Genomic DNA, 19,704 nt, shown 5'->3' with positions numbered 1-19,704 from the left:
CGGGGCGGGCGTGCCCTCCCCCGACCCCTCCCGCAGGCGGGAGGGGAGCAGAAGGTAAGCGCTCATGCTTCGATTTCCTGCGCTGCGACCGCGCGGCGGAATGCCTCGACCAGCGGCACGACCCGTGCGCGCGTCTTCATCGCAGCGCGGTTTACGACCAACCGGCTCGTGACCTCCATGATCGCCTCGACCTCGACCAGGCCGTTTTCCAGCAGCGTGCGGCCTGACGATACGAGGTCGACGATGCGCGGCGCCAAGCCGAGCGTCGGCGCCAGTTCCATCGCGCCGTTGAGCTTCACGCACTCCGCCTGGACGCCGCGAGCGGCAAAATGCGCGGCCGTCACGTGCGGGTATTTGGTCGCGACGCGGACGTGGCTCCAGCCGCGCGGATCGTCCTGCGCGGCCATCTCGGCAGGTTCGGCGACCGACAGCCGGCAATGGCCGATGCCGAGGTCGACCGGCGCGTATAATTCCGAATAACCGAACTCCGCGATCACGTCCGACCCGACGATGCCAAGTTGCGCCGCCCCGTGCGCGACGAAGGTGGCGACGTCGAACGCGCGCACCCGGATCAGCGAGATCGCCGGATCGTTGGTCGCGAACCGGAGCGCGCGCGAGTTCTCGTCCGAGAACGACGCTTCGGGATGAACCCCGGCGCGCGCGAGCAACGGCAAGGCCTCGGCAAGGATGCGTCCCTTGGGGACGGCGATGATGATCTGGGAGGGGGGCTGAGTATCTGGCACGCGCCGGGCTTTACGGGGGGGGCATGGCGGGTGCAACAACGTGCGTATGGCAAATGTAATGGCAAGTTGCTCCGCGTTCGGAATTCAGGCGGGCTATTGCGCGGCGATGGATGCGCCGATCACGGCGCGGGTTTGCAGCGCGCTGGCGGAGTCGCTCGATCGGGATAGCGAGACGGGGCGGCGGGTGCTCGACTGGGCGGGCGAGCCGGTCGCGGATGCCTTGGCGTTACGGCTGGTGGGTGGACTGCACGCACTGCATCGCGCGGGCGTCGATCCGGAGCTTTCTGCCGTATTCGCCGGCGTAGAAACCGACCCGGCGCGGATCGTCGCGATACTAAAGGCAACGCTCGTCGCGCAGAATGCGGGGTTGCTGCCGTGGCTCGACGGACCGCCGCAGACCAACGAGGCGGCGCGGTCCGCCGGAATGATGACCGGCCTATTGCATCTGGCCGAGCGGTACGGGCCGCGGTTCGAGGTGCTGGAGATCGGCTCGAGCGCGGGACTCAATCTGCTGATCGATCGCTATCGGTTCGACCTTGGCGGTGTGAATGTCGGGCCATCGGCATCGCCTGTGATTCTCCACCCCGAATGGCGGGGCGCGCCGCCGCCAGGCGCGCCGGTAGAGATCGAGTCGACACGCGGCGTCGATATCCACCCGGTGGACGTCGCCGATCCGGCCGCAGCGGCGCGGCTCGAGGCGTATGTCTGGGTCGATGCGGTCGAGCGACAGGCGCGGCTGGCGGCGGCGATCGCGATGGTGCGCGAGGGCGGTGTCGATTTGGTCGAAGGCGATGCGGCGGACTGGGTCGAGGCGCAATTGGCCGAGCCGCAACCCGAGGGCGTCACGCGCGTGCTGATGCATTCGGTGGTGTGGCAGTATCTGCCGGCGGCATCGCGCGAACGCATCCGGGTCGCGATGGACGCGGCGGGTGCGCGGGCGACGGTGGAACGACCGCTCGGCTGGGTCATGATGGAGCCGAACCGCGATCTCCACCGACATGAGGTGCGCGTGCGCGGCTGGCCGGGGGAGCGGCCAATGGAACTGGTTGCGCTGACGCATGCGCATGGCGCCTGGGTCGAGGGGCTCTGCGCGCCGTATGAGACACGGGACTACGTTATGCGACGTGGGGCGTACGAGAAGGACTGAGGCGCCAGATACGAGGTCGGCCCGGGATCGCTCCCGGGCCGACTGATCTTGGTAGAAGGTTTAGTAGAAGAAGCCGTTGTTCACCTGGGCGACACGGCCGTTGCGCGTGTCGACCAGCACGACGTCGCGGCCGTAGCGGACCCAGCGCTGATAGCCGTAGGCCGGGCGCGACAGGCGATAGGTCTGATAGTCGTTGATCCAGTATTGGCGGCCGTAATAGTTCGGTGCGAAGCGGTAGCCGACGCTCACCGGACGATAGCGGTAGCCGCGCGGGCCGACATAGGCGGGGCGGCGATAGACGTTACCGTGCGTACGGCGATAGTCACGCCAGTCCTCGCGCGCTTCACGGCGGTCTTCGCGCAGTTCCTGGCGGGCTTCGCGGACGTCGCCGCGGTTGCCGTAACGGCGGGCGCGATCGAGGTCGCGACGGCTCTCGCGGATCTCGCGCTGGTCGCGGCGGACTTCGCCGTAGCTTTGCGCGGTCGCGAAGGTAGGGACGAGGGTGGCGGCGGCTACGGCCGCAAGGATCATCTTATGCATGACTGCTCTCCTGTTTCGACGCCGGATCAACGGCATGGAGAAGGTTTTGCTCTAGCGCCGCTGAACGATCGCCGAATACGGTCGTCAGGATTCAGACAGGTGGCGAAAGTTCGGAGTTATAGGCGGACATGCGCCGCGGGATACGCCCCCCCGGCGAAGGCCGGGGTCCAATTGGAGAGGTTGCAGTAACGTAGCGCCGTCCCGAGTTACGACCGTCCCCCAATTGGGCCCCGGCCTTCGCCGGGGTGGAGGCAGAGGGTACTTACGTCGTTGACCGACGGTCGGCTCAGACACCCCAACAGCGCATCGCGGCGATCACAGCGTCGGGTTTCTGCCACGGCACGAAATGGCCCGCATCGATCTTCTCGATCGTGAGGTCGGGCACGTAATCGCCAAGGTCGAGCTGGCTGGGCAGCAGCGCGCTGTCCTGCATCCCCCAGATCACCAGTACCGGCATCTTGGTGGGTGGAAACGGCGCGTCGAGGAACGCGGGGCGGGGCGGGGTTTCATCCATCGCGGGGACGACGATCGCGCTCGCGCGGTACCAGTTGAGCATGCCGGTGATCGCGCCGGGCTGGCCCCATTCGTCGAGATAGGCGACCTTGTCCTCCGCCATCGCGGCAAGATCGGCATGCTTCGAGAAACTGGTATCGAAGAAGGTTTCGAGGCCGATCGATTCGATATGCTTTTCGAGATCGGGGTTGCGGAAGGCGCGGATATACTGGCTGGCGGCGCGCTGTTCGAGGTCGTCGAACATGGTCCGCTGGAAGACGAGCGGGTGGGGGGCGTTGATGATGACGAGCTTGGCGATGCGCTCCGGGTGACGCAACGCCGCCATCCAGGCGACCGCGCCGCCCCAGTCGTGGCCGATCAGCGTGAAGCGGTCGATCTTGAGATGGTCGGCGAGCGCGATCAAGTCTGCGACGATCTTGTCGGGGGTGTAGCTGTCGACGCCCTCGGGCTTCGAGGAGCGCGCGAAGCCGCGTTGGTCGGGAGCGATCACGTAGTGATCGCGGGCGAGGTCCGGGGCGATATCGCGCCAGGTGCGGTGCGATTCTGGGAAGCCGTGGAGCAGGATGACGGGTGGGTTCGCCGGGTCGCCGCTGATCGCCACGTCGAGTTCGACGCCTGTGGATAACGCGATGCGTTGAAGTGTCATGATTCCCCTCCCGCTTGCGGGAGGGGTCAGGGGAGGGCCTGCCCGTCGCGCTGCCCTTGGAGCATGCCCTCCCCCGACCCCTCCCGCAAGCGGGAGGGGAGATTACGTCTTCTGCTCCCCTCCCGCACGCGGGAGGGGCCGGGGGTGGGCTCGCGGCCAGTTTCAAACGGAGCGGGCGCGATAGCGCGTGCCCACCCCCCTACCCCCTCCCGCTTGCGGAAGGGGGTAGGGGAAGAGTTAGGGATAGCTGACCGTCTTCGGCACCGCCGGAATCTCGATCCATTCCTTCTCATCGCCGGGCACTTTCGGAAAATTCCCCGCGTTCCAATCGCGTTTCGCCTGCTCGATCCGGTCACGGCTCGAGCTGACGAAATTCCACCAGACGTGGCGCGGCGTCGTGAACGCATCGCCGCCGCACAGCATCGCGCGGCCGCCATGCGCGGACCTCAGCGTCGCGGAGATACCGGGGCGGAGGACATAGAGGACTTGCGGCTCCAGCTTCACGCCTTCCAGCGTCGCCTCGCCCATCGCAAGATAGATCGCGCGCTCCTCCGCCGCGGCATCGATCGGCACGCTCGCGCCGGGATCGAGCGCGATGTCGGCGTATATCGTCCCCGAATAGGTCGTGGTCGGCGCTGTCTGGCCCCACAGGCTCCCCATGATGATCCGCGAGCGTGCGCCGTGCGCCTCGATCGTCGGCAGCTGCGCCTTAGTGACGTGCTCGAACGCGGGGTCGATCTCCTCGACTGCCTCGGGCATCGCCAGCCAGGTCTGGATCCCCGACAGGTTCGGCCCCTCGGCGCGCTCGTCGCCGGGCGAGCGTTCGGAATGGACGATGCCGTGACCCGCGGTCATCAGATTGACCGCGCCCGGCTCGATCCGCGCCTGCGTGCCAAGCGAGTCGCGGTGATCTATCGCGCCATCGAATAGATAGGTGACGGTCGACAGGTTGATATGCGGATGCGGGCGCACGTCGATGCCTTGCCCAACGTCGAGATGCGCAGGGCCCATCTGGTCGAAGAACAGGAACGGCCCGACCATCGTCCGCTCCTTGTTCGGCAGCGTGCGATGGACCTTGAACCCGCCGAGATCGTGCGTCGACGGCAGGATGGTCTGGAGGACGAAATCATCGAGCATGGCGTTATCCCTTGGCAGGTTCCGTGGCGTCGAGCAGTTCGACCAAGTCTGCTGGATAGAGCGTTTCGTGGAAGCCCGCGATGTCGTTTCGGGAAAACCAGCGGTGACCGACGAGCAGTTGCTTCTCCTGTTCGGTGAGATTGCCCGCCTTTACGTCGCAGGTGTCGACGTCGATCCGGAAATAGCGTTCGTCGGCGGTGACCTCTGTGCCTTCGAAGGTGCGGAAGTCGACGACGCGGCGCGCGACTTCGGGGCCGCAGTCGATGTCGAGCCCGACTTCCTCCCAGAGTTCGCGGCGGGCGGCGGCGGCGTAGCTCTCGCCGGGATCGACCGCGCCGCCCGGCGTGCACCAGAGCGGGGGGCGGTCGGTGGGCGTGAAGCGGAACATCAGCACGCGGTCCTGGCCGTCGACGAGAAGTATCCTAGCTGCTGGGCGCGGGGTCCTCACAACCAGCACCTCCCCGGCGAAGGCCGGGGCCCAGTTGGAAAGGTCGATATGGCGACGGGCTGCCCCTCTTTACCACTGTCTCTCAACTGGACCCCGGCCTTCGCCGGGGAGGTGCTGGCCGGCGACGTGCTGAGTGTCAGGACACTGCCAAGCCTCATACCGCGTCGAGTTCGGGATAGGCGCGGAAGATACCGTCGGTGTTGAAGGCGAGGCGGCGGTCGCTTTTCAGGTACGCCGTGATGCCCGGCAACTCAGCGACCTGATCATGGATACGGACCAAATTCGGATAGTCCGGTTCGAGCGTCTTCATCCGCTGCGGAAACATGTACCGCAGCCCCTCGATCACCTGGAACAGCGACGTATCGGAGTAGCTCCACTTGTGGTCGATCAGCCAATCGCCCGCATTGGCCTGCGCGGCATCCTCGAAATGTCCCAAATACTTCGGCATCCGCGCCTCGCGGAACTGTTTCGCCGCACGTGCGGCCTCGGGCTTCTGATCGTCGTAATAGTCCATCATCGCGACCGGATGATGGACGTTGTGAACCTCCGCGACGAGGTCGGCGATCGTCAGCTGGAGCTGGTTGAGCCACAGCCGGTCCGCCATGTTCGACGGCGCGAGACCGTGGCGCTCGCCGAGATACATCAGGATGTTGGCGACCTGCGCGATCACTAGGCCGTCGAGCTCCAGATACGGCGGCGCGAACGGCGTCCGTCCGGTGCGGTCGTTCAGATCGGCGAGCAAACCCTTTTCGCCTACGCCACGCGCGCAATCCTCATACGCGATCTCGGCACCTTCGAGCGCGAGCCGGACGAACTCGCCGCGGCCTTGGAGGGAGGGCCAGTACCAGAGCTTGTACGCCATCAGATTTCCCCAGGCGCGCGGGCCTTGATGGCGAGCGCGTGAATCTTCGTGCTCAACAGTTCGGCGAGCGCCTGGTTCACGAGCCGCTGGCGCGCGACACGATTAAGGCCTTCGAACTGCGGGGTTTCCACCTCGACGCGAAAATGCGTCTCGCCGGTGCCGTCGTCGCCCATATGGCCGGCGTGAAGCCCGCTCTCGTTGACGACGGTCAGCTGCGTCGGGGCGAGTGTCGCGGTAAGGCGGGCGGTGATCTGGTCCTGTACGGAGCCGGTGGCGAGGTCTGTCATGCTCCCTATATAGCCCGTTTTGGAAGCGCGGGGAGCCGGTGGCGGACGACGGATACACAAACGATGGGCGAAAAGAGCGGAAAGAACGCCCCAGCCCACGGTTTCACGGCCGCGTGGAAGGGACGGGGCGCGTCTGCATGTGGCGCGACTGCGAGGAGCCCGGCGAATTTCGTGCGCCACCGCTCGAAGGGCCGAGCGACGGCGGTCCGCCGCAGTTCCGCTGGTTCTGCCTCGAGCACGTCCGCGCGTTCAACTCCGGTTATAATTTCTTCGACGGCATGACCGCGGACGAGATTCATTATGCGCAGCGCCCGTTGGCGGGCTGGGAACGCGAGACGCGGGCATTCGCGCACGGCGGCGGCGACACCCCGCCGAAATGGGCGGACTTCGCCGACCCGATCGATGCGATCGGTGCACGCTTCGGCGAGCGGATGGCGGCAGCGCGCAAGGGCGGCCGCGTGCTGTCCGACGGCGAACGGCGCTCGTTGCGCGTACTCGGACTCGGGACGGACACCGACCGCTCGCAGCTGCGCAAACGCTACAGCGAACTCGTCCGCCGCTATCATCCCGACCGCAACGGCGGCGACCGGGCGCATGAGGCCGAATTGCAGAAGGTGATCGCCGCCTACCAGCACCTGAAAGGTGCCACGGCGTTTGCCTGACGTAACGGGAATGTGATCCATACTTACTCTGATCGATATTTCACGACGCCTCCGCCGGAACCGCACGGCTGGCGAGAGGTTCGTCTAACTCTTCCGGTCAATCGCCCAATCGTACAGCGGCGGTTGAGTAACTGCCCGCGCTTGGCCTAAAGCTACCGGGAACACGAGGCCAACATGACCGATATCCCGAATACCCAGCCAGATAGCCGCGAGACCACGATCCTCGATGCACCCGACCGTATGGTAAAGGTGCGCGAGATGTTCGGGATCGATTCCGACATGGAAGTGCCGGCTTTCTCCGAAGCCGACGAGCGCGTGCCCGATCTTGATCCGGCGTACGTCTTCGATGCCGACACCACACTCGCCGTGCTGGCGGGGTTCGCGCATAACCGTCGCGTGATGGTCCAGGGCTATCACGGCACCGGCAAGTCGACGCATATCGAGCAGGTTGCGGCGCGCCTGAAATGGCCATGCATCCGCATCAACCTCGATGCGCACATCAGCCGTATCGACCTGATCGGCCGCGATGCGATCGTGCTGAAGGACGGTCAGCAGATCACCGAGTTCCGCGAAGGCCTGCTGCCCTGGGCGCTGCAGACCCCGACCGCGCTGGTGTTCGACGAGTACGACGCAGGCCGCCCCGACGTGATGTTCGTGATCCAGCGCGTGCTGGAGACCGAAGGCAAGCTGACGCTGCTCGACCAGAACCGCGTGATCCGTCCGAATCCGTGGTTCCGCCTGTTCGCGACCGCCAACACGGTCGGCCTCGGCGATACGAGCGGGCTGTATCACGGCACGCAGCAGATCAACCAGGGCCAGATGGACCGCTGGAACATCGTCGTCACGCTCAATTACCTGCCCGCCAAGGTCGAGGCGCAGATCGTGCTCGCCAAGTCCGGTGAATACGACAAGCCCGAGGGCAAGAAGACCGTCGAGAACATGGTCCGGGTCGCCGACATGACCCGCAAGGGTTTCGTCAACGGCGACATCTCGACCGTGATGAGCCCGCGCACCGTGATCACCTGGGCGCAGAACGCGCTGATCTTCGGCGATGTTGGCTTCGCGTTCCGCCTATCGTTCCTCAACAAGTGCGACGAAGCGGAGCGGCCGCTGGTCGCCGAATATTACCAGCGCGTGTTCGGCAAGGATCTTCCCGAGAGCGTGGTGGGCAAGGCCTAAACCTTTGGCCAACGAAACTCCTCTCGATCGCTTCAAGGCGGTTCTTGCCGGCACCGCACGTGCGATCTCGGAGGAGCCGGAGGTCGAACTCGCCTTCACCGCCGATGCGCCGACGCAGTCGGGTAAGCACATCAAGGTGCCGATGCCCGCTCGCGCTCTTCCGCTCGAGCAGGTCGCTGAGGCGCGCGGGTTCGCAGACGGCTTCGCGCTTAGGCTGAAGCATCACGACATCGCACTGCATAATCGTGCGGCGCCGGTTGAGGCGGTGGCGCGCGCGGTGTTCGATTCCGTCGAGACTGCACGAGTCGAAGCACTTGGGTCGCGCGGTTATGCGGGGATTACCGAGAACCTCGAACGGGCGCTCGACGTGCGGTTACGCGCCGATCCGATCACGCGCGCGCGCAATCGTGACGAGGTGCCGTTGTCGACCGCGCTGGGCCTCATGGTCCGCGAGCGGTTGACCGGACAGGAATCCCCCGCGATCGCCGCGCCCGGCCTCGCGTTGGTCCGCGAGTGGATCGAGAGCAAGACCGACCTCGACGCGCTCGCCTATGCGCTCGACGACCAGAAGGCGTTCCAAGGCCTTGCGCGGAAGATGTTGCAAGAGCTCGAACTGGTCGAGGGTGATCAGGTCCCCGAGGAGAGCGACGAAGGCGGCTCCGAGGACGAGGGCACCGACGAGCAGCAGCAGGACGAGGGCGACGAAGGCGACGACCAGGGCGAGGACGGCCAGGGCGAAGTCGAGGCGCGCGGCGAACAGTCCGAGCAGCAGAACGAGGAAAGCGACGGCCAGGAGCAGAGCGACGAGTCGATGGACGACATCGACGGCGAGCCCGGTGACGATGGCGAGGAAGGCATGCAGCCGGTCCGCCCGAACCGTCCCTTCGCGGACATGGGCGGTGCGTTCGACTACAAGCCGTGGACGACGCAGTTCGATGAGGTGATCGCAGCCACCGAGCTGTGCGACGCCGACGAACTGGCGCGGCTGCGCGGCTATCTCGACCAGCAGCTCGTGCACCTGCAATCGACCGTGTCGAAGCTCGCCAACCGGCTCCAGCGGCGCCTCATGGCGCAGCAGTCGCGGTCGTGGGATTTCGACCAGGAGGAGGGCATCCTCGACGCGGCGCGGCTGGCACGCGTGATCGTCAACCCGACGCTGTCGCTGAGCTACAAGGCCGAGCGCGAGACCGATTTCCGTGACACCGTCGTGACGTTGCTGATCGACAACTCCGGCTCGATGCGCGGCCGCCCGATCTCGATCGCGGCGATCAGCGCGGACATTCTCGCGCGCACGCTGGAACGCTGCGGCGTGAAGACCGAAATCCTCGGCTTTACGACGCGAGCCTGGAAGGGCGGGCAGAGCCGCGAAACGTGGCTTGCCGCCGGGCGTCCGCCGCAGCCGGGCCGGCTGAACGACATCCGCCACATCGTCTACAAGCGCGCCGACGAGCCGTGGCGGCGTGCGCGCAACTCGCTCGGGCTAATGATGCGCGAGGGGTTGCTGAAGGAGAATATCGACGGCGAGGCGCTGATGTGGGCGCATGCGCGGCTGGTCGCCCGGCCCGAGGAACGCCGCATCCTGATGGTGATCAGCGACGGCGCCCCGGTCGATGATTCGACGCTCAGCGTGAACTCTGGATCGTACCTGGAGCGCCATTTGCGCCAAGTAATCGGCTGGATCGAGAGCAAGTCGCCGGTCGAACTCGTCGCGATCGGCATCGGCCACGATGTCACTCGCTATTACGCGCGCGCCGTCACGATCATGGACGTCGAACAGCTTGGCGGGACGATCATCGAACAGCTGGCCTCGCTGTTCGATACCGAATGATCCGTCGGTGACAGCGGGCGGCGGTATTACGACGCCCGCGGGCGGGTTCCACGGACCCGTAAAACGCTCGATCACGATTGCAGGCCACCAGACGTCCATCAGCCTCGAACCCATCTTCTGGCAAGCGCTGGAGGCCGCTGCGGCGCGTCTAGCGTTGCCCTTGTCTGCACTGGTCGCAGAGATCGACGCGATACGCATCTTGGCCGACGATCCCCCCAATCTCGCTAGCGCCTTGAGATCATGGCTGTTCTCGAACGGCGCATGAGAATTAGTCGCAATAGCGTTGACAGTGAGAACGACTCTCAATAGCGAACCCGCAACAATAAGGGGTTTCGCATGTCTGGTCCTTCGTCGCGTTCGTCCGCCGCGCCTGCATTTCTCGCGCTTTCGTGCGTAGGGTTCATTGCCAGCGCACCAGCCTATGCTGCCGATCGCCCGGCTGAATCGGCAAAGGTTCACGCGGCCGACGACCAGGAAAAGCAGCTCAACCGCGACGAAATCGTCGTCAACGGCAAGACCGTCCCCGCGACCACGCTGGAGAGCCCGAAGGCGACGCGCAGCCTGCTCGACACGACGCAGACCGTGACGATCATCGGCGACCAGACGATCCGCAAGCAGAATTTGCTCACCCTGCGCGACGTGTTGCAGCCGATCCCCGGCATCACCTTCGGTGCGGGCGAAGGCGGCGGCGGATACGGGGACAGCATCAACCTGCGTGGCTATTCCGCCAACAACGACATCACGATCGACGGCGTCCGCGACAGCGCGCAGTATAGCCGCAGCGAGACGTTCAACCTGCAACAGGTCGAGGTCTACAACGGCGCGAACAGCGTGTTCGGCGGCGGCGGATCGGTCGGCGGCACGATCAACCTCATCACCAAGCGCCCGCAGGCGGAGACGCTGACGGTCGTGTCGGGCGGCGTCGGTAGCGACGATTATTACCGAACGACGCTCGACTCGAACGTCCGGGTCAGCGATCTGGTCGCGGTCCGTCTCAACGCAGTTGCGCACAAGAACGACATTCCCGGTCGCGATGTGGAGAGCAACAAGCGTTGGGCCGTCGCGCCGTCGCTGATCGTCGGCGTGGAGGGCCCGACTAGCCTGACGCTGCAATATCTGCATCAGGAGGACGAGAACGTCCCCGTCTATGGCGTGCCGTACTTCCGCAATGCGGTGAACAACGGGCCGCTGCCGGGTGCCGACAACTCCGCCTATTACGGCATCCGCAATCTCGACAAGCAGGACATCACCGTCGACCAGGCGACCGCGACGGTCAGCCACAGCTTCTCCGACAAGGTCTCGATCCGCAACCTGAGCCGCTGGCAGCGCGTCCAGCAGGACTCGTTGACGAGCGCCCCGCAAGGTGTGTTTTGCCTGTCGACCGGGTTCCAGCCCCAGCCGCTGACCAACGTCGCGACGACGCCGGCGGCCTGTCCCGCCCCGACGGCAACCGCTCCGGGTCAGAACATACCCGGTTCCTATTACCCGAGCGGCCCTCGCGGTTTCGTCCGAAATCAGGAAAACCAGATCCTCTATAACCAGACCGATCTCCGTTCGGTCTTCGATACCGCGGGGCTCGAGCATACGCTGGTGCTCGGCGCGTCGGTCTCGCAGGAGGATTACACGATCGTCACGGGCAACACGCTGCGTACCACGACCGGTGCGACGGTTGTCCAGCCACCGATCAACCTCGCCAACCCGAACACCGACTACACCGGCCCGTTCAACTTCATCCAGGCCGGCCGGTCGCAGGGCACGACGAGCAATGCGGCGGTCTACGCCTTCGACACGATCAAGGTGATCCCGCAGATCGAGGTCAATTTCGGCCTGCGCTACGAGCATGCCAAGGGCCGTTTCCGCGCCGATACCTTCTCGGTCGTGCCCGACGCGACACTCGGCACCTATGCGCGCGGCCTGAACCAGACGAGTGATGAAACGCTGTTCTCGTACCGCGGCGGCATCAACTTCAAGCCGATTGAGACCGTCAGCCTGTATGCGTCGTACGGCAACGCCACCACGCCGACATCTGCGACCGTCCGGCTAGGTTGCGGTACGTTGATCAATGCACCCGCGGGCCAGCTCGACCCGTGCGACGTCAAGCCGGAAAAGGCGGTGAACTACGAACTCGGGGCCAAGGCGGACCTGTTCTCGCGCAAGCTGCAACTGACGGCGGCGGTGTTCCGCAACGAGCGGACCAATTACCGCGTCGCTACGAACGACCCGATCGTCACGACGCTCGGCGTCAACGACGGCCGCTCGCGCGTCGACGGCATCGCGCTGGGTGCAAGCGGCAGCATCTCGCACGCATTCTCGATCTTCGCCAACTACACGTATCTGAAGGCGAAGATCATCCAGAGCGTCTCGAACTTCTGTCTCGCCAATCCGGGGCCGGTCCGTACGACCGTCGGCACGACCACGACGACGACCAATCCCTGTGGCAACTCGGCTGCGATCCTCGATACGCAGGCGGGGCAGGAGCTCACCAACACGCCGAAGCATTCGGGCAGCCTGTTCACCACCTACACGCTGCCGTTCGGCCTCCAGCTTGGCTACGGCCTGACCTATCAGGGGGCATTCGCGCTCAACAACAGCGCGCTGGCGACGCCGCTTGCGCCGACGACCGTGGTGACGCCGGTATTCCACTCGGCGGATTACCTCACGCATCGCGCGTTCCTGTCGTACACCGTGGGCAACGGCCTGACCGCGCAGCTCAACGTGCAGAACTTCACCAACGAAAAATACTACACCGGCATCCGCAACAATGGCTGGGCGACGCCGGGCGAGGCGCGTTCGGTGCGGCTGACGCTGTTCTACAGCCTGTGAGGCTCGGCGGCGACGCGGGCAGTTTGCCGGTATCGCCGCCGCATTCTAGAGTGACGCCATGTTGATCGCGATCCCCGATGTGCTCGATGCGGCCGGCGTCGCCCGTGTTCGCGCACTGATCGACCACGCCGAGTGGATCGACGGCAACGCGACGTCGGGTCCGCAGAGCGCGCTCGCCAAGCGCAACGAGCAATTGCCCGAGGACTCGGTCGCCGCGCGGGAGGCGGCCGGGATGGTCCTCGACGCGCTCGGCCGGTCGGCGCTGTTCGTGGCGGCGGCGCTGCCGCTCAAAGTGTTCCCACCGCTGTTCAACCGTTACGCCGGGGGACAGGATTTCGGGCTTCACGTCGACAACGCGATCCGGATGAAGCGCGGCACCGACTTCCGCATCCGCAGCGACCTGTCGGCAACGCTCTTCCTCGACGACCCCGCAACGTACGACGGCGGCGAACTGGTGATTGAGGACCAGTTCGGTCCACAGTCGGTCAAGCTGCCCGCCGGGCACATGGTCCTCTACCCCGCGTCCAGCCTGCACCGGGTGACGCCGGTCACGCGCGGGATGCGTACCGCGTCGTTCTTCTGGCTCCAGTCGATGGTGCGTGACGACGGCGCCCGGCGGATCCTGTTCGATCTCGACCAGGGCGTGCAGGCGGTCGCGGCCGCACAAGGCCAGGGCGATCCGGCGACCGTGCGGCTGACCGGCGTGTACCACAACCTCCTTCGCCGCTGGGCGGACGCCTGACTTCTGCTCCCCTCCCTGAAAGGGAGGGGCAGGGGGTGGGTCGGTTTCCGCATATCCAGACGCCGCGACCAAAGCAGGCCGACCCACCCCCAACCCCTCACTTCCAGGGAGGGGAGCATTGGTGAGCGCCGTCTCTAATGTGGACTTGAGCCGCCCCCTCATGCGACGCTCACCGCACAGGGAGTAGATAATGAGCAAGCTGGCGATGCGACGCGCGTGGTTCCAGGTCCACAAGTGGATCGGGCTGGTACTGGCGATCCTCATCATCCCGCTGTCGCTGAGCGGCGCGGCTTTGGTGTGGCATGACGCGCTCGATCGGATCGTCGATCCGGCGCGCTATGCGGTCACCGGCAAGACGGTGCTCGGCCCCGACAGCTACGTCGCCGCGGCGCGCGCGGTGCTGAGGCATGGCGAACGGATCGCGACGCTGACGATGCCCGATGACGGCGGCCCGGTAATCGTCGCGGCGACCTCGGCCAGCGTGCCGACCCGGCCAGGACCACCGCAGCGGACGATGGTCTATCTCGATCCACCGACCGCGCGCGTGCTGGAGGTGTCGCCGCCGAACGGCGGACTCGTTCGGTTCCTGCATGTTCTGCACGGTAGCCTGCAACTACCCGGCATTGGACGCTCGATCGTCGGCTGGATCGGCGTGGCGATGATGGTGTCGAGCTTTACCGGGCTATGGCTGTGGTGGCCGACGATGGGCAAGTGGACGCGCGGGCTCCGGTTCCGCCGGCACCGCGACGTCGAGACCAACCTTCACCACCTGTTCGGCTTCTGGATCGCGCTGCCGTTGTTCGTGCTGTCGCTGACCGGCGCGTGGATCTCGTTCCCGCAGGTCCTCGGAAAGCTCATCGGCGAGACGTCGCGGCCGAGAGGCGGTCCCGATCGCGGCGCGATGATGCGCGCGAAACCGCTGGCGTCGCCCGCGCAGCCTCTCGCGGTGGCGATCGGCAAGGCGCGCGGTATCGTCGATAATGCGCCGTTGCGGAGCATCACCTGGCCGACCGACCTCAGCGCGGACTGGACGGTGACGTTTCAGGGCGGCGGCGCGCCGATCGGGGTGAAGGTGGCGGACGACACCGGCGGCGCGACCGCGGCGCCGGCGCGGCCTCAGGGCGGTGTGGCGCGGTGGATGCGGCGGATCCACGATGGCACCGACATGGGTGCGCTGTGGCAGGTGATCATCTTCCTGGGCGGGATATTGCCCGCGGTACTGGCGGTGACCGGCGTTATCATGTGGTGGCGTGCGCGCAAGTGGAAGGCTGAGTTGGCAGCGCGGTGTGCAACGTAGCCAGTCTCCCTCGCCCCTTCGGGGAGAGGGAAGGAGGAGCCTCTTGGCGACGGGAGGGTGAGGGGAGTTGGGACTCGCGTTCCGAGCCTCACACCCCTCACCCTCCCACGCGCAAGAGCACGCGGGCCCCTCCCTCTCCCCGCAGGGGCGAGGGGTTAAGTTACCGCCCCAGCAACACCCGCGCCTGCCCGGCGATCTGCGCGAGCATCGCCGCGTTCGGCACCGCCGCGTGGCGCGCGCGGTCGATAACCGCCTTGAACTGCGCCACCCGTGCCGCGTTCGTCAGCAGCCATTTTTCGACCGCACCCTGCGGATCCTGCGCACCGCACCGCGCGAGAAACTCCAACCGCAGCTGCTGGAAATCGCGCGCAAGCCCGGCGACCAGCAACCGCTCCCAGGGATCGGTCGGACTGATCCGCGCCGCATTCGCCTGCGCCCAGTCGAGCCCCAGCGCCTGCCCGAGATGCGTGAACGCCCGCGTCACCACCGCCTCGTCGAGCGACATCCGCTCGCCAAGATCCGCCAGCCCGACTGCGCCGTCCATCTCGAACAGGCGAACGACCTTGCGCACCAGATCGCCTGGCGCACCGACCGCCTCAAGCTGCCCCGCGATGCGGCTGCTCTGCGCACTTGCTTCCTCGAGCAGCAACGCCGCAGTCTGGCTGTCGAGCTGCGTGATGCCCTTCGCCAGCCGCGCGAGGACGTCGCCCGGCACCGCGCCCGGCGCCGACACGCGCAGCAGGTCGGCGATCTGCGAACGGGTCGCCACGGCCACCTCGTCGAACAGCGCGATCCGCGCCGCCTCGGGCATCACCGCGGTCTCGATTTCCGCCCACAACGCGGGCAGATCGAACAGGCGCTCGGCGACGACGAACATCGCCGCGATATCGCCCATCGCCGCGCCTTCCTCTTCCGCCAGTTCGAACGGGTAGAGGATGCCCAATCGGTTGACGATCCGGTTGGCGAGCTTGGTTGCGACGATCTCGGGCCGCAGCCGATGTTCGTCGATCGCCGTCCCGAACCGCTCGCGCATCGCCGCCGGGAACGCGGCATGCAAATCCGGCTTCAGAGCATCATCCTTGGCGATGTCGCTGTGCTCGATCGCGTCCTGCAACCCGAGCTTGGCGGTCGCCAGCAGCACCGCGAGCTCAGGCCGCGTGAGCCCCAGCCCATCCTGGCCACGACGGAGCAGGATGTCGTTCGACGCAAGCCCTTCGACTGCACGATCGAGCCGCCCGGCGCCCTCGAAGATCTCGATCACGCGCACATAGCTCGGCACCGCGACCGCACCGTCCGCCTCGGCGATCGACAGCGCCAGCGTCTGGAGGCGGTTGTCCTCCAGCACCAGGTGCGCGACGTCGTCGGTCATGCTGGCGAGCAGCGTGTTGCGGTCCTCATAGTCGAGCCGCCCCTCGATCATCTCTCGGTTGAGCGCGATCTTGATGTTGACCTCGTTATCCGAGCAGTCGACGCCGGCCGAATTGTCGATGAAGTCGGTGTTGATCCGACCCCCGCGTGCCGAAAACGCGATACGCGCGGCCTGCGTGACGCCCAGGTTCGCGCCTTCGCCGATCGCGATCACACGCAGATCCTCGGCGTTGACGCGCAGCCGGTCGTTCGCCGGATCGCCGACCGCGACGTTCGGTTCCGACGCGGCCTTCACATAGGTGCCGATGCCGCCGAACCAGAGCAGGTCGGCCGGCGCCTTGAGGATCGCCGAGATCAGCGCGCCCGGCTCCATCTCACTCACCGTTACGCCGAGCGCAGCCTGCACCTGTGGCGACAGCTTCACGACCTTGGCGGTGCGCGCGAACACGCCGCCGCCCTTCGAGATCAGGCTGGCGTCGTAGTCCGCCCAGCTCGACCGCGGCAGCGCGAACATCCGGTTGCGCTCTTCCCAGCTCGCCGCCGGATCGGGATCGGGATCGAGGAAGATGTGGCGATGATCGAACGCCGCGATGACCTTCAGCGTCTTCGAAAGCAACATGCCGTTGCCGAACACGTCGCCCGACATGTCGCCGCAGCCGACGACGGTGATGCTTTCGCTCTGCACGTCGAGGCCGCGCTCGGCGAAGTGCCGCTGGACGCTCAGCCACGCGCCCTTGGCGGTGATCCCCATCGCCTTGTGATCGTACCCGACCGAGCCACCGGAGGCGAACGCGTCGCCGAGCCAGTAGCCGCGTTCAAGCGCGAGCGCGTTCGCCACGTCGCTGAACGTCGCGGTGCCCTTGTCGGCGGCGACGACGAAATACGGGTCCTCGCCGTCGAGGATCGTCACGCCGTCGGGATGCACGACCTTGCCTTCGACGATGTTGTCGGTGATCGACAACAAGGTGCGGATGAAGATCCGGTAGCTCTCGGTGCCCTCGGCCAGCCACGCGTCGCGGTTCGACGGGGCGGGGAGTTGCTTGGGATAGAAGCCGCCCTTCGCGCCGGTCGGCACGATCACCGCGTTCTTGACGCGCTGCGCCTTCATCAGCCCGAGGATCTCGGTGCGGAAATCGTCGCGACGATCGGACCAGCGCAGGCCGCCACGCGCCACCGGGCCGGCACGCAGATGGATGCCTTCGACGCGAGGCGAGTAGACCCATACTTCGCGCCACGGCACCGGGGCGGGGAGGCCCGGAATCAGATGGCTGTCGAGCTTGAACGCGAGCGCTTCCGAGGCGGCAGGCGTGAACGCGTTGGTCCGCAGCGTCGCTGCGATCAGGTTGCGATACGCACGCAGGATACGGTCGTCGTCGATCGCCGTGACGGCATCGAGCCCGGCTTCGATCGCCTGGTCCGCCTCGATCGCGTTGCCCGGGTGCTCCGGATGATGGACCGCGGTGAACCGCGCGATCAACGCGGCGGCGACCTTCGGTGCACGGCGCAGCGCGTCGACGACGGTGGTCAGGCCATACGGAAGCCCCGCCTGGCGCAGATACCGGAACCACGCACGGAACAGCACGATCGCCTCGGGCCGCATGCCGAGTTCGACGATCAGCCGGTTGAACGCATCGTTCTCGGCGGCGCCTTCCAGCACCGCTGCGATCGCGCCTTCGAGGACGGGGGCGTCGCTCTGCTGCGCGGCGTCGTTCGCTTCCAGCACGAAGTCATGCACGAACGGCACGCTGTCGTCGCGCAACCGCGTCGGCAGTTCGCCGATCACGCGGAAGCCGAAATTCTCCAGCACCGGGACCGCGTCCGACAGGGGGAGCGCCCCGCCGAGCTTGTAGATCTTCAACTGCGGATCGGCGCCGGCTTCGCCCGGAACAAGGCGCACGCCACGCGCGTCCGTATCGGCCAGCGCGGCGATCCGCTGGATATCCTCGGCGGCCTCGGCGGGCGTGCTGAGGTTGCGGTAGTTCTGCGGGAACGCCGCCGCCCATTTGAGCGCAAGACGCGCAGCGCGTGGCGGCGGCAACGTCTCGACCAGCGCAGCCTCGACGTCCGACACCCAGCCACGCACCATCCGCTGCAACCGCAGCGCGAGCGGCGCGACGTCGGGCATCCGGCCATCGCCGCGCAGATCGAGCGTGTAGCGGATCATCGCGACCTCGCCGTCCTCCAGCGCAATCGACCAGTTGAGCACGCTCGCATTCGCGGCCTCGGCCAGCATGTCGCCGATCGCGACCCGTCGGCCGGTGGTGACATCGTCGCGCGGCAACCACACGAACCCGAACAGATGCCGCCCGAGCGCCGATTCGACCAACACGAGCGCCGGCCGTGGCCGATCTGCGATGCTCATCGCGGTCAGCGCAAGGTCTTCCAGCGCATCGGGTGCGAACGCGATCACGAGGTCGTGCGGCAGCGCAGTGAACGCATGCGTTAGCGCCTTGCCGGCATGACCACGCGGATCGAACCCGAACTTTGCCTTCATCGCGGCAAGCCGCGTGCGCAACACCGGCACGTCGCGCGGCATCGCGGCGAGCGCGGCACTGGTCCACAGGCCGCTGTAGATCGACAGCCCGGCGACCGTCGCGCCCTCCATCACCGGTACGACGACCAGGTCGAGCGGCACCGCACGGTGGACGGTCGAGATCAGGTTCGACTTCAGCAACAACGGCGCGTCGTTGCCCGCCTCGAACCACTTGATCGCGAGTGCGCGCGAGGCCTCGGCAAGGATCGGCACGCGGTGTTCGTTGCGCGCAATACCGAGAGCAGCGTGGCCGCTCCCGTCACAATGCCAGATCTGATGCCCGAGCAGCGTCAGATGCCCGTTCAGGAACCACTGCAACAGCGCGGCACCTTCACCCTCGGGTAGCATCGCAATATCGTCGTCGAGCGCGGCTTGCATCGCGCGCCAGTCGCCCACAGCGGCACGGACGTCGGCCAGCACTGCGGTCAGATCCTCAATCAACCCCCGACGGTCACGCGCATCGGCGCGTTCCATCTCGAGATAGATCATCGATTCGGGCCGACCTGCACCCTGGCCATCCGCGTCGATCGCATGCAGCGTGCCATCGGGCGCGCGCGTCGTGCGGACGACGGGGTGGATGATCCGATCGACCGCGATGTCCTGCGCGCCGATCGCCGCCGCGATCGAATCGACCAGGAACGGCATGTCGTCGTTGACGATCGCAAGACGCATTCGCCGCCGCGTGTCGTCGCCACTGATCGGCTCGATCGCGATCGCTGGCGCACCGTCGTCGCGGTGCGCGGCAGTCGCGGCAACGAACGCCGCCGCCTGCGCGACCTCGCTCGCCCCGAAGTCCCTCAGTTCGCCCGGAAGGGCCCGTTCGGTCAACCGGCCTGCAAGGGTCTCGGTGAGCGTGTTCAACGATTGGTTCGCCATAGGTCAGGGCCTATGCGCCCCCCGTTCGCCTATCTCAACCCTTGTGGCAGGTGCGAAGGATTATGCTGCGGCG

16 protein-coding genes are annotated in these 19,704 nt (G+C 66.4%); 8 read left to right on the top strand and 8 right to left on the bottom strand.

All coding sequences use genetic code 11. The features are described 5' to 3' along the window. Positions 1 to 62 precede the first annotated feature (62 nt). Positions 63 to 743: an ATP phosphoribosyltransferase gene (gene hisG, locus AC59GX_RS09330; protein ID WP_426280032.1), complete on the bottom strand. Its 681-nt coding sequence runs from the start codon at positions 741 to 743 to the stop codon at positions 63 to 65. Between the two features lie 46 nt (positions 744 to 789). Here hisG and AC59GX_RS09325 point away from each other — a divergent pair, with 46 nt between their 5' ends. Further along, positions 790 to 1,890, top strand: a complete 1,101-nt coding sequence (locus AC59GX_RS09325) for a DUF2332 domain-containing protein (RefSeq protein ID WP_497301577.1) — start codon at positions 790 to 792, stop codon at positions 1,888 to 1,890. Positions 1,891 to 1,950: 60 nt separating this feature from the next. On the opposite strand, the gene AC59GX_RS09320 is transcribed toward AC59GX_RS09325, so the two are convergent. From AC59GX_RS09320 to AC59GX_RS09295, 6 genes are all read right to left on the bottom strand, one after another. Then, positions 1,951 to 2,430: an RcnB family protein gene (locus AC59GX_RS09320; RefSeq protein WP_426280028.1), complete on the bottom strand. Its 480-nt coding sequence runs from the start codon at positions 2,428 to 2,430 to the stop codon at positions 1,951 to 1,953. A 286-nt stretch (positions 2,431 to 2,716) separates the two neighbouring features. Next, complete coding sequence (locus AC59GX_RS09315) at positions 2,717 to 3,589, bottom strand: alpha/beta fold hydrolase (protein WP_426280027.1); 873 nt, start codon at positions 3,587 to 3,589, stop codon at positions 2,717 to 2,719. A gap of 237 nt (positions 3,590 to 3,826) precedes the next feature. Next, complete coding sequence (locus tag AC59GX_RS09310; protein ID WP_426280025.1) at positions 3,827 to 4,726, bottom strand: pirin family protein; 900 nt, start codon at positions 4,724 to 4,726, stop codon at positions 3,827 to 3,829. A gap of 4 nt (positions 4,727 to 4,730) precedes the next feature. Next, positions 4,731 to 5,180, bottom strand: coding sequence for an NUDIX hydrolase (locus tag AC59GX_RS09305; protein ID WP_426280394.1), 450 nt, complete (start codon positions 5,178 to 5,180; stop codon positions 4,731 to 4,733). A 148-nt stretch (positions 5,181 to 5,328) separates the two neighbouring features. Beyond that, entirely contained in the window at positions 5,329 to 6,036 is a 708-nt protein-coding gene (locus AC59GX_RS09300) for a glutathione S-transferase (RefSeq protein WP_426280023.1), read from the bottom strand. After that, positions 6,036 to 6,323, bottom strand: a complete 288-nt coding sequence (locus AC59GX_RS09295) for a BolA family protein (protein WP_093398431.1) — start codon at positions 6,321 to 6,323, stop codon at positions 6,036 to 6,038. The genes AC59GX_RS09300 and AC59GX_RS09295 overlap by 1 nt, the downstream gene beginning before the upstream one ends. A 137-nt stretch (positions 6,324 to 6,460) precedes the next feature. On the opposite strand from AC59GX_RS09295, the gene AC59GX_RS09290 reads away from it, so the two are divergent. The 7 genes from AC59GX_RS09290 to AC59GX_RS09260 all read left to right on the top strand — a co-directional run bounded on the left by AC59GX_RS09290 (position 6,461) and on the right by AC59GX_RS09260 (position 14,854). Next, positions 6,461 to 6,985: a J domain-containing protein gene (locus AC59GX_RS09290; RefSeq protein WP_426280022.1), complete on the top strand. Its 525-nt coding sequence runs from the start codon at positions 6,461 to 6,463 to the stop codon at positions 6,983 to 6,985. Positions 6,986 to 7,159: 174 nt separating this feature from the next. Further along, the gene (gene cobS / locus AC59GX_RS09285) at positions 7,160 to 8,164 is read left to right on the top strand and encodes a cobaltochelatase subunit CobS (protein WP_056052421.1); all 1,005 of its coding nucleotides are present in this window, start codon (positions 7,160 to 7,162) and stop codon (positions 8,162 to 8,164) included. 4 nt (positions 8,165 to 8,168) lie between these two features. Further along, on the top strand, positions 8,169 to 9,992 hold the full coding sequence (cobT, locus tag AC59GX_RS09280) for a cobaltochelatase subunit CobT (RefSeq protein ID WP_120300697.1): 1,824 nt from the start codon (positions 8,169 to 8,171) through the stop codon (positions 9,990 to 9,992). A gap of 7 nt (positions 9,993 to 9,999) precedes the next feature. After that, positions 10,000 to 10,257, top strand: a complete 258-nt coding sequence (locus AC59GX_RS09275) for a ribbon-helix-helix domain-containing protein (protein WP_426280019.1) — start codon at positions 10,000 to 10,002, stop codon at positions 10,255 to 10,257. 71 nt (positions 10,258 to 10,328) lie between these two features. After that, the gene (locus AC59GX_RS09270) at positions 10,329 to 12,815 is read left to right on the top strand and encodes a TonB-dependent receptor (protein WP_497301573.1); all 2,487 of its coding nucleotides are present in this window, start codon (positions 10,329 to 10,331) and stop codon (positions 12,813 to 12,815) included. A 58-nt stretch (positions 12,816 to 12,873) separates the two neighbouring features. Beyond that, on the top strand, positions 12,874 to 13,557 hold the full coding sequence (locus AC59GX_RS09265; RefSeq protein ID WP_426280016.1) for a Fe2+-dependent dioxygenase: 684 nt from the start codon (positions 12,874 to 12,876) through the stop codon (positions 13,555 to 13,557). A gap of 190 nt (positions 13,558 to 13,747) precedes the next feature. Then, positions 13,748 to 14,854, top strand: a complete 1,107-nt coding sequence (locus AC59GX_RS09260; protein ID WP_426280014.1) for a PepSY-associated TM helix domain-containing protein — start codon at positions 13,748 to 13,750, stop codon at positions 14,852 to 14,854. Positions 14,855 to 15,014: 160 nt separating this feature from the next. Here the strand turns inward: AC59GX_RS09260 and AC59GX_RS09255 are convergent, their stop codons facing one another. Continuing rightward, entirely contained in the window at positions 15,015 to 19,631 is a 4,617-nt protein-coding gene (locus AC59GX_RS09255; protein ID WP_426280012.1) for an NAD-glutamate dehydrogenase, read from the bottom strand. Positions 19,632 to 19,704 lie beyond the last annotated feature (73 nt).

Source organism: Sphingomonas sp. 320_CC (genome assembly GCF_059691795.1).
The sequence above is the reverse complement of the archived record's forward strand: the minus strand, read 5'-3'. Positions and strand labels throughout refer to the sequence as shown.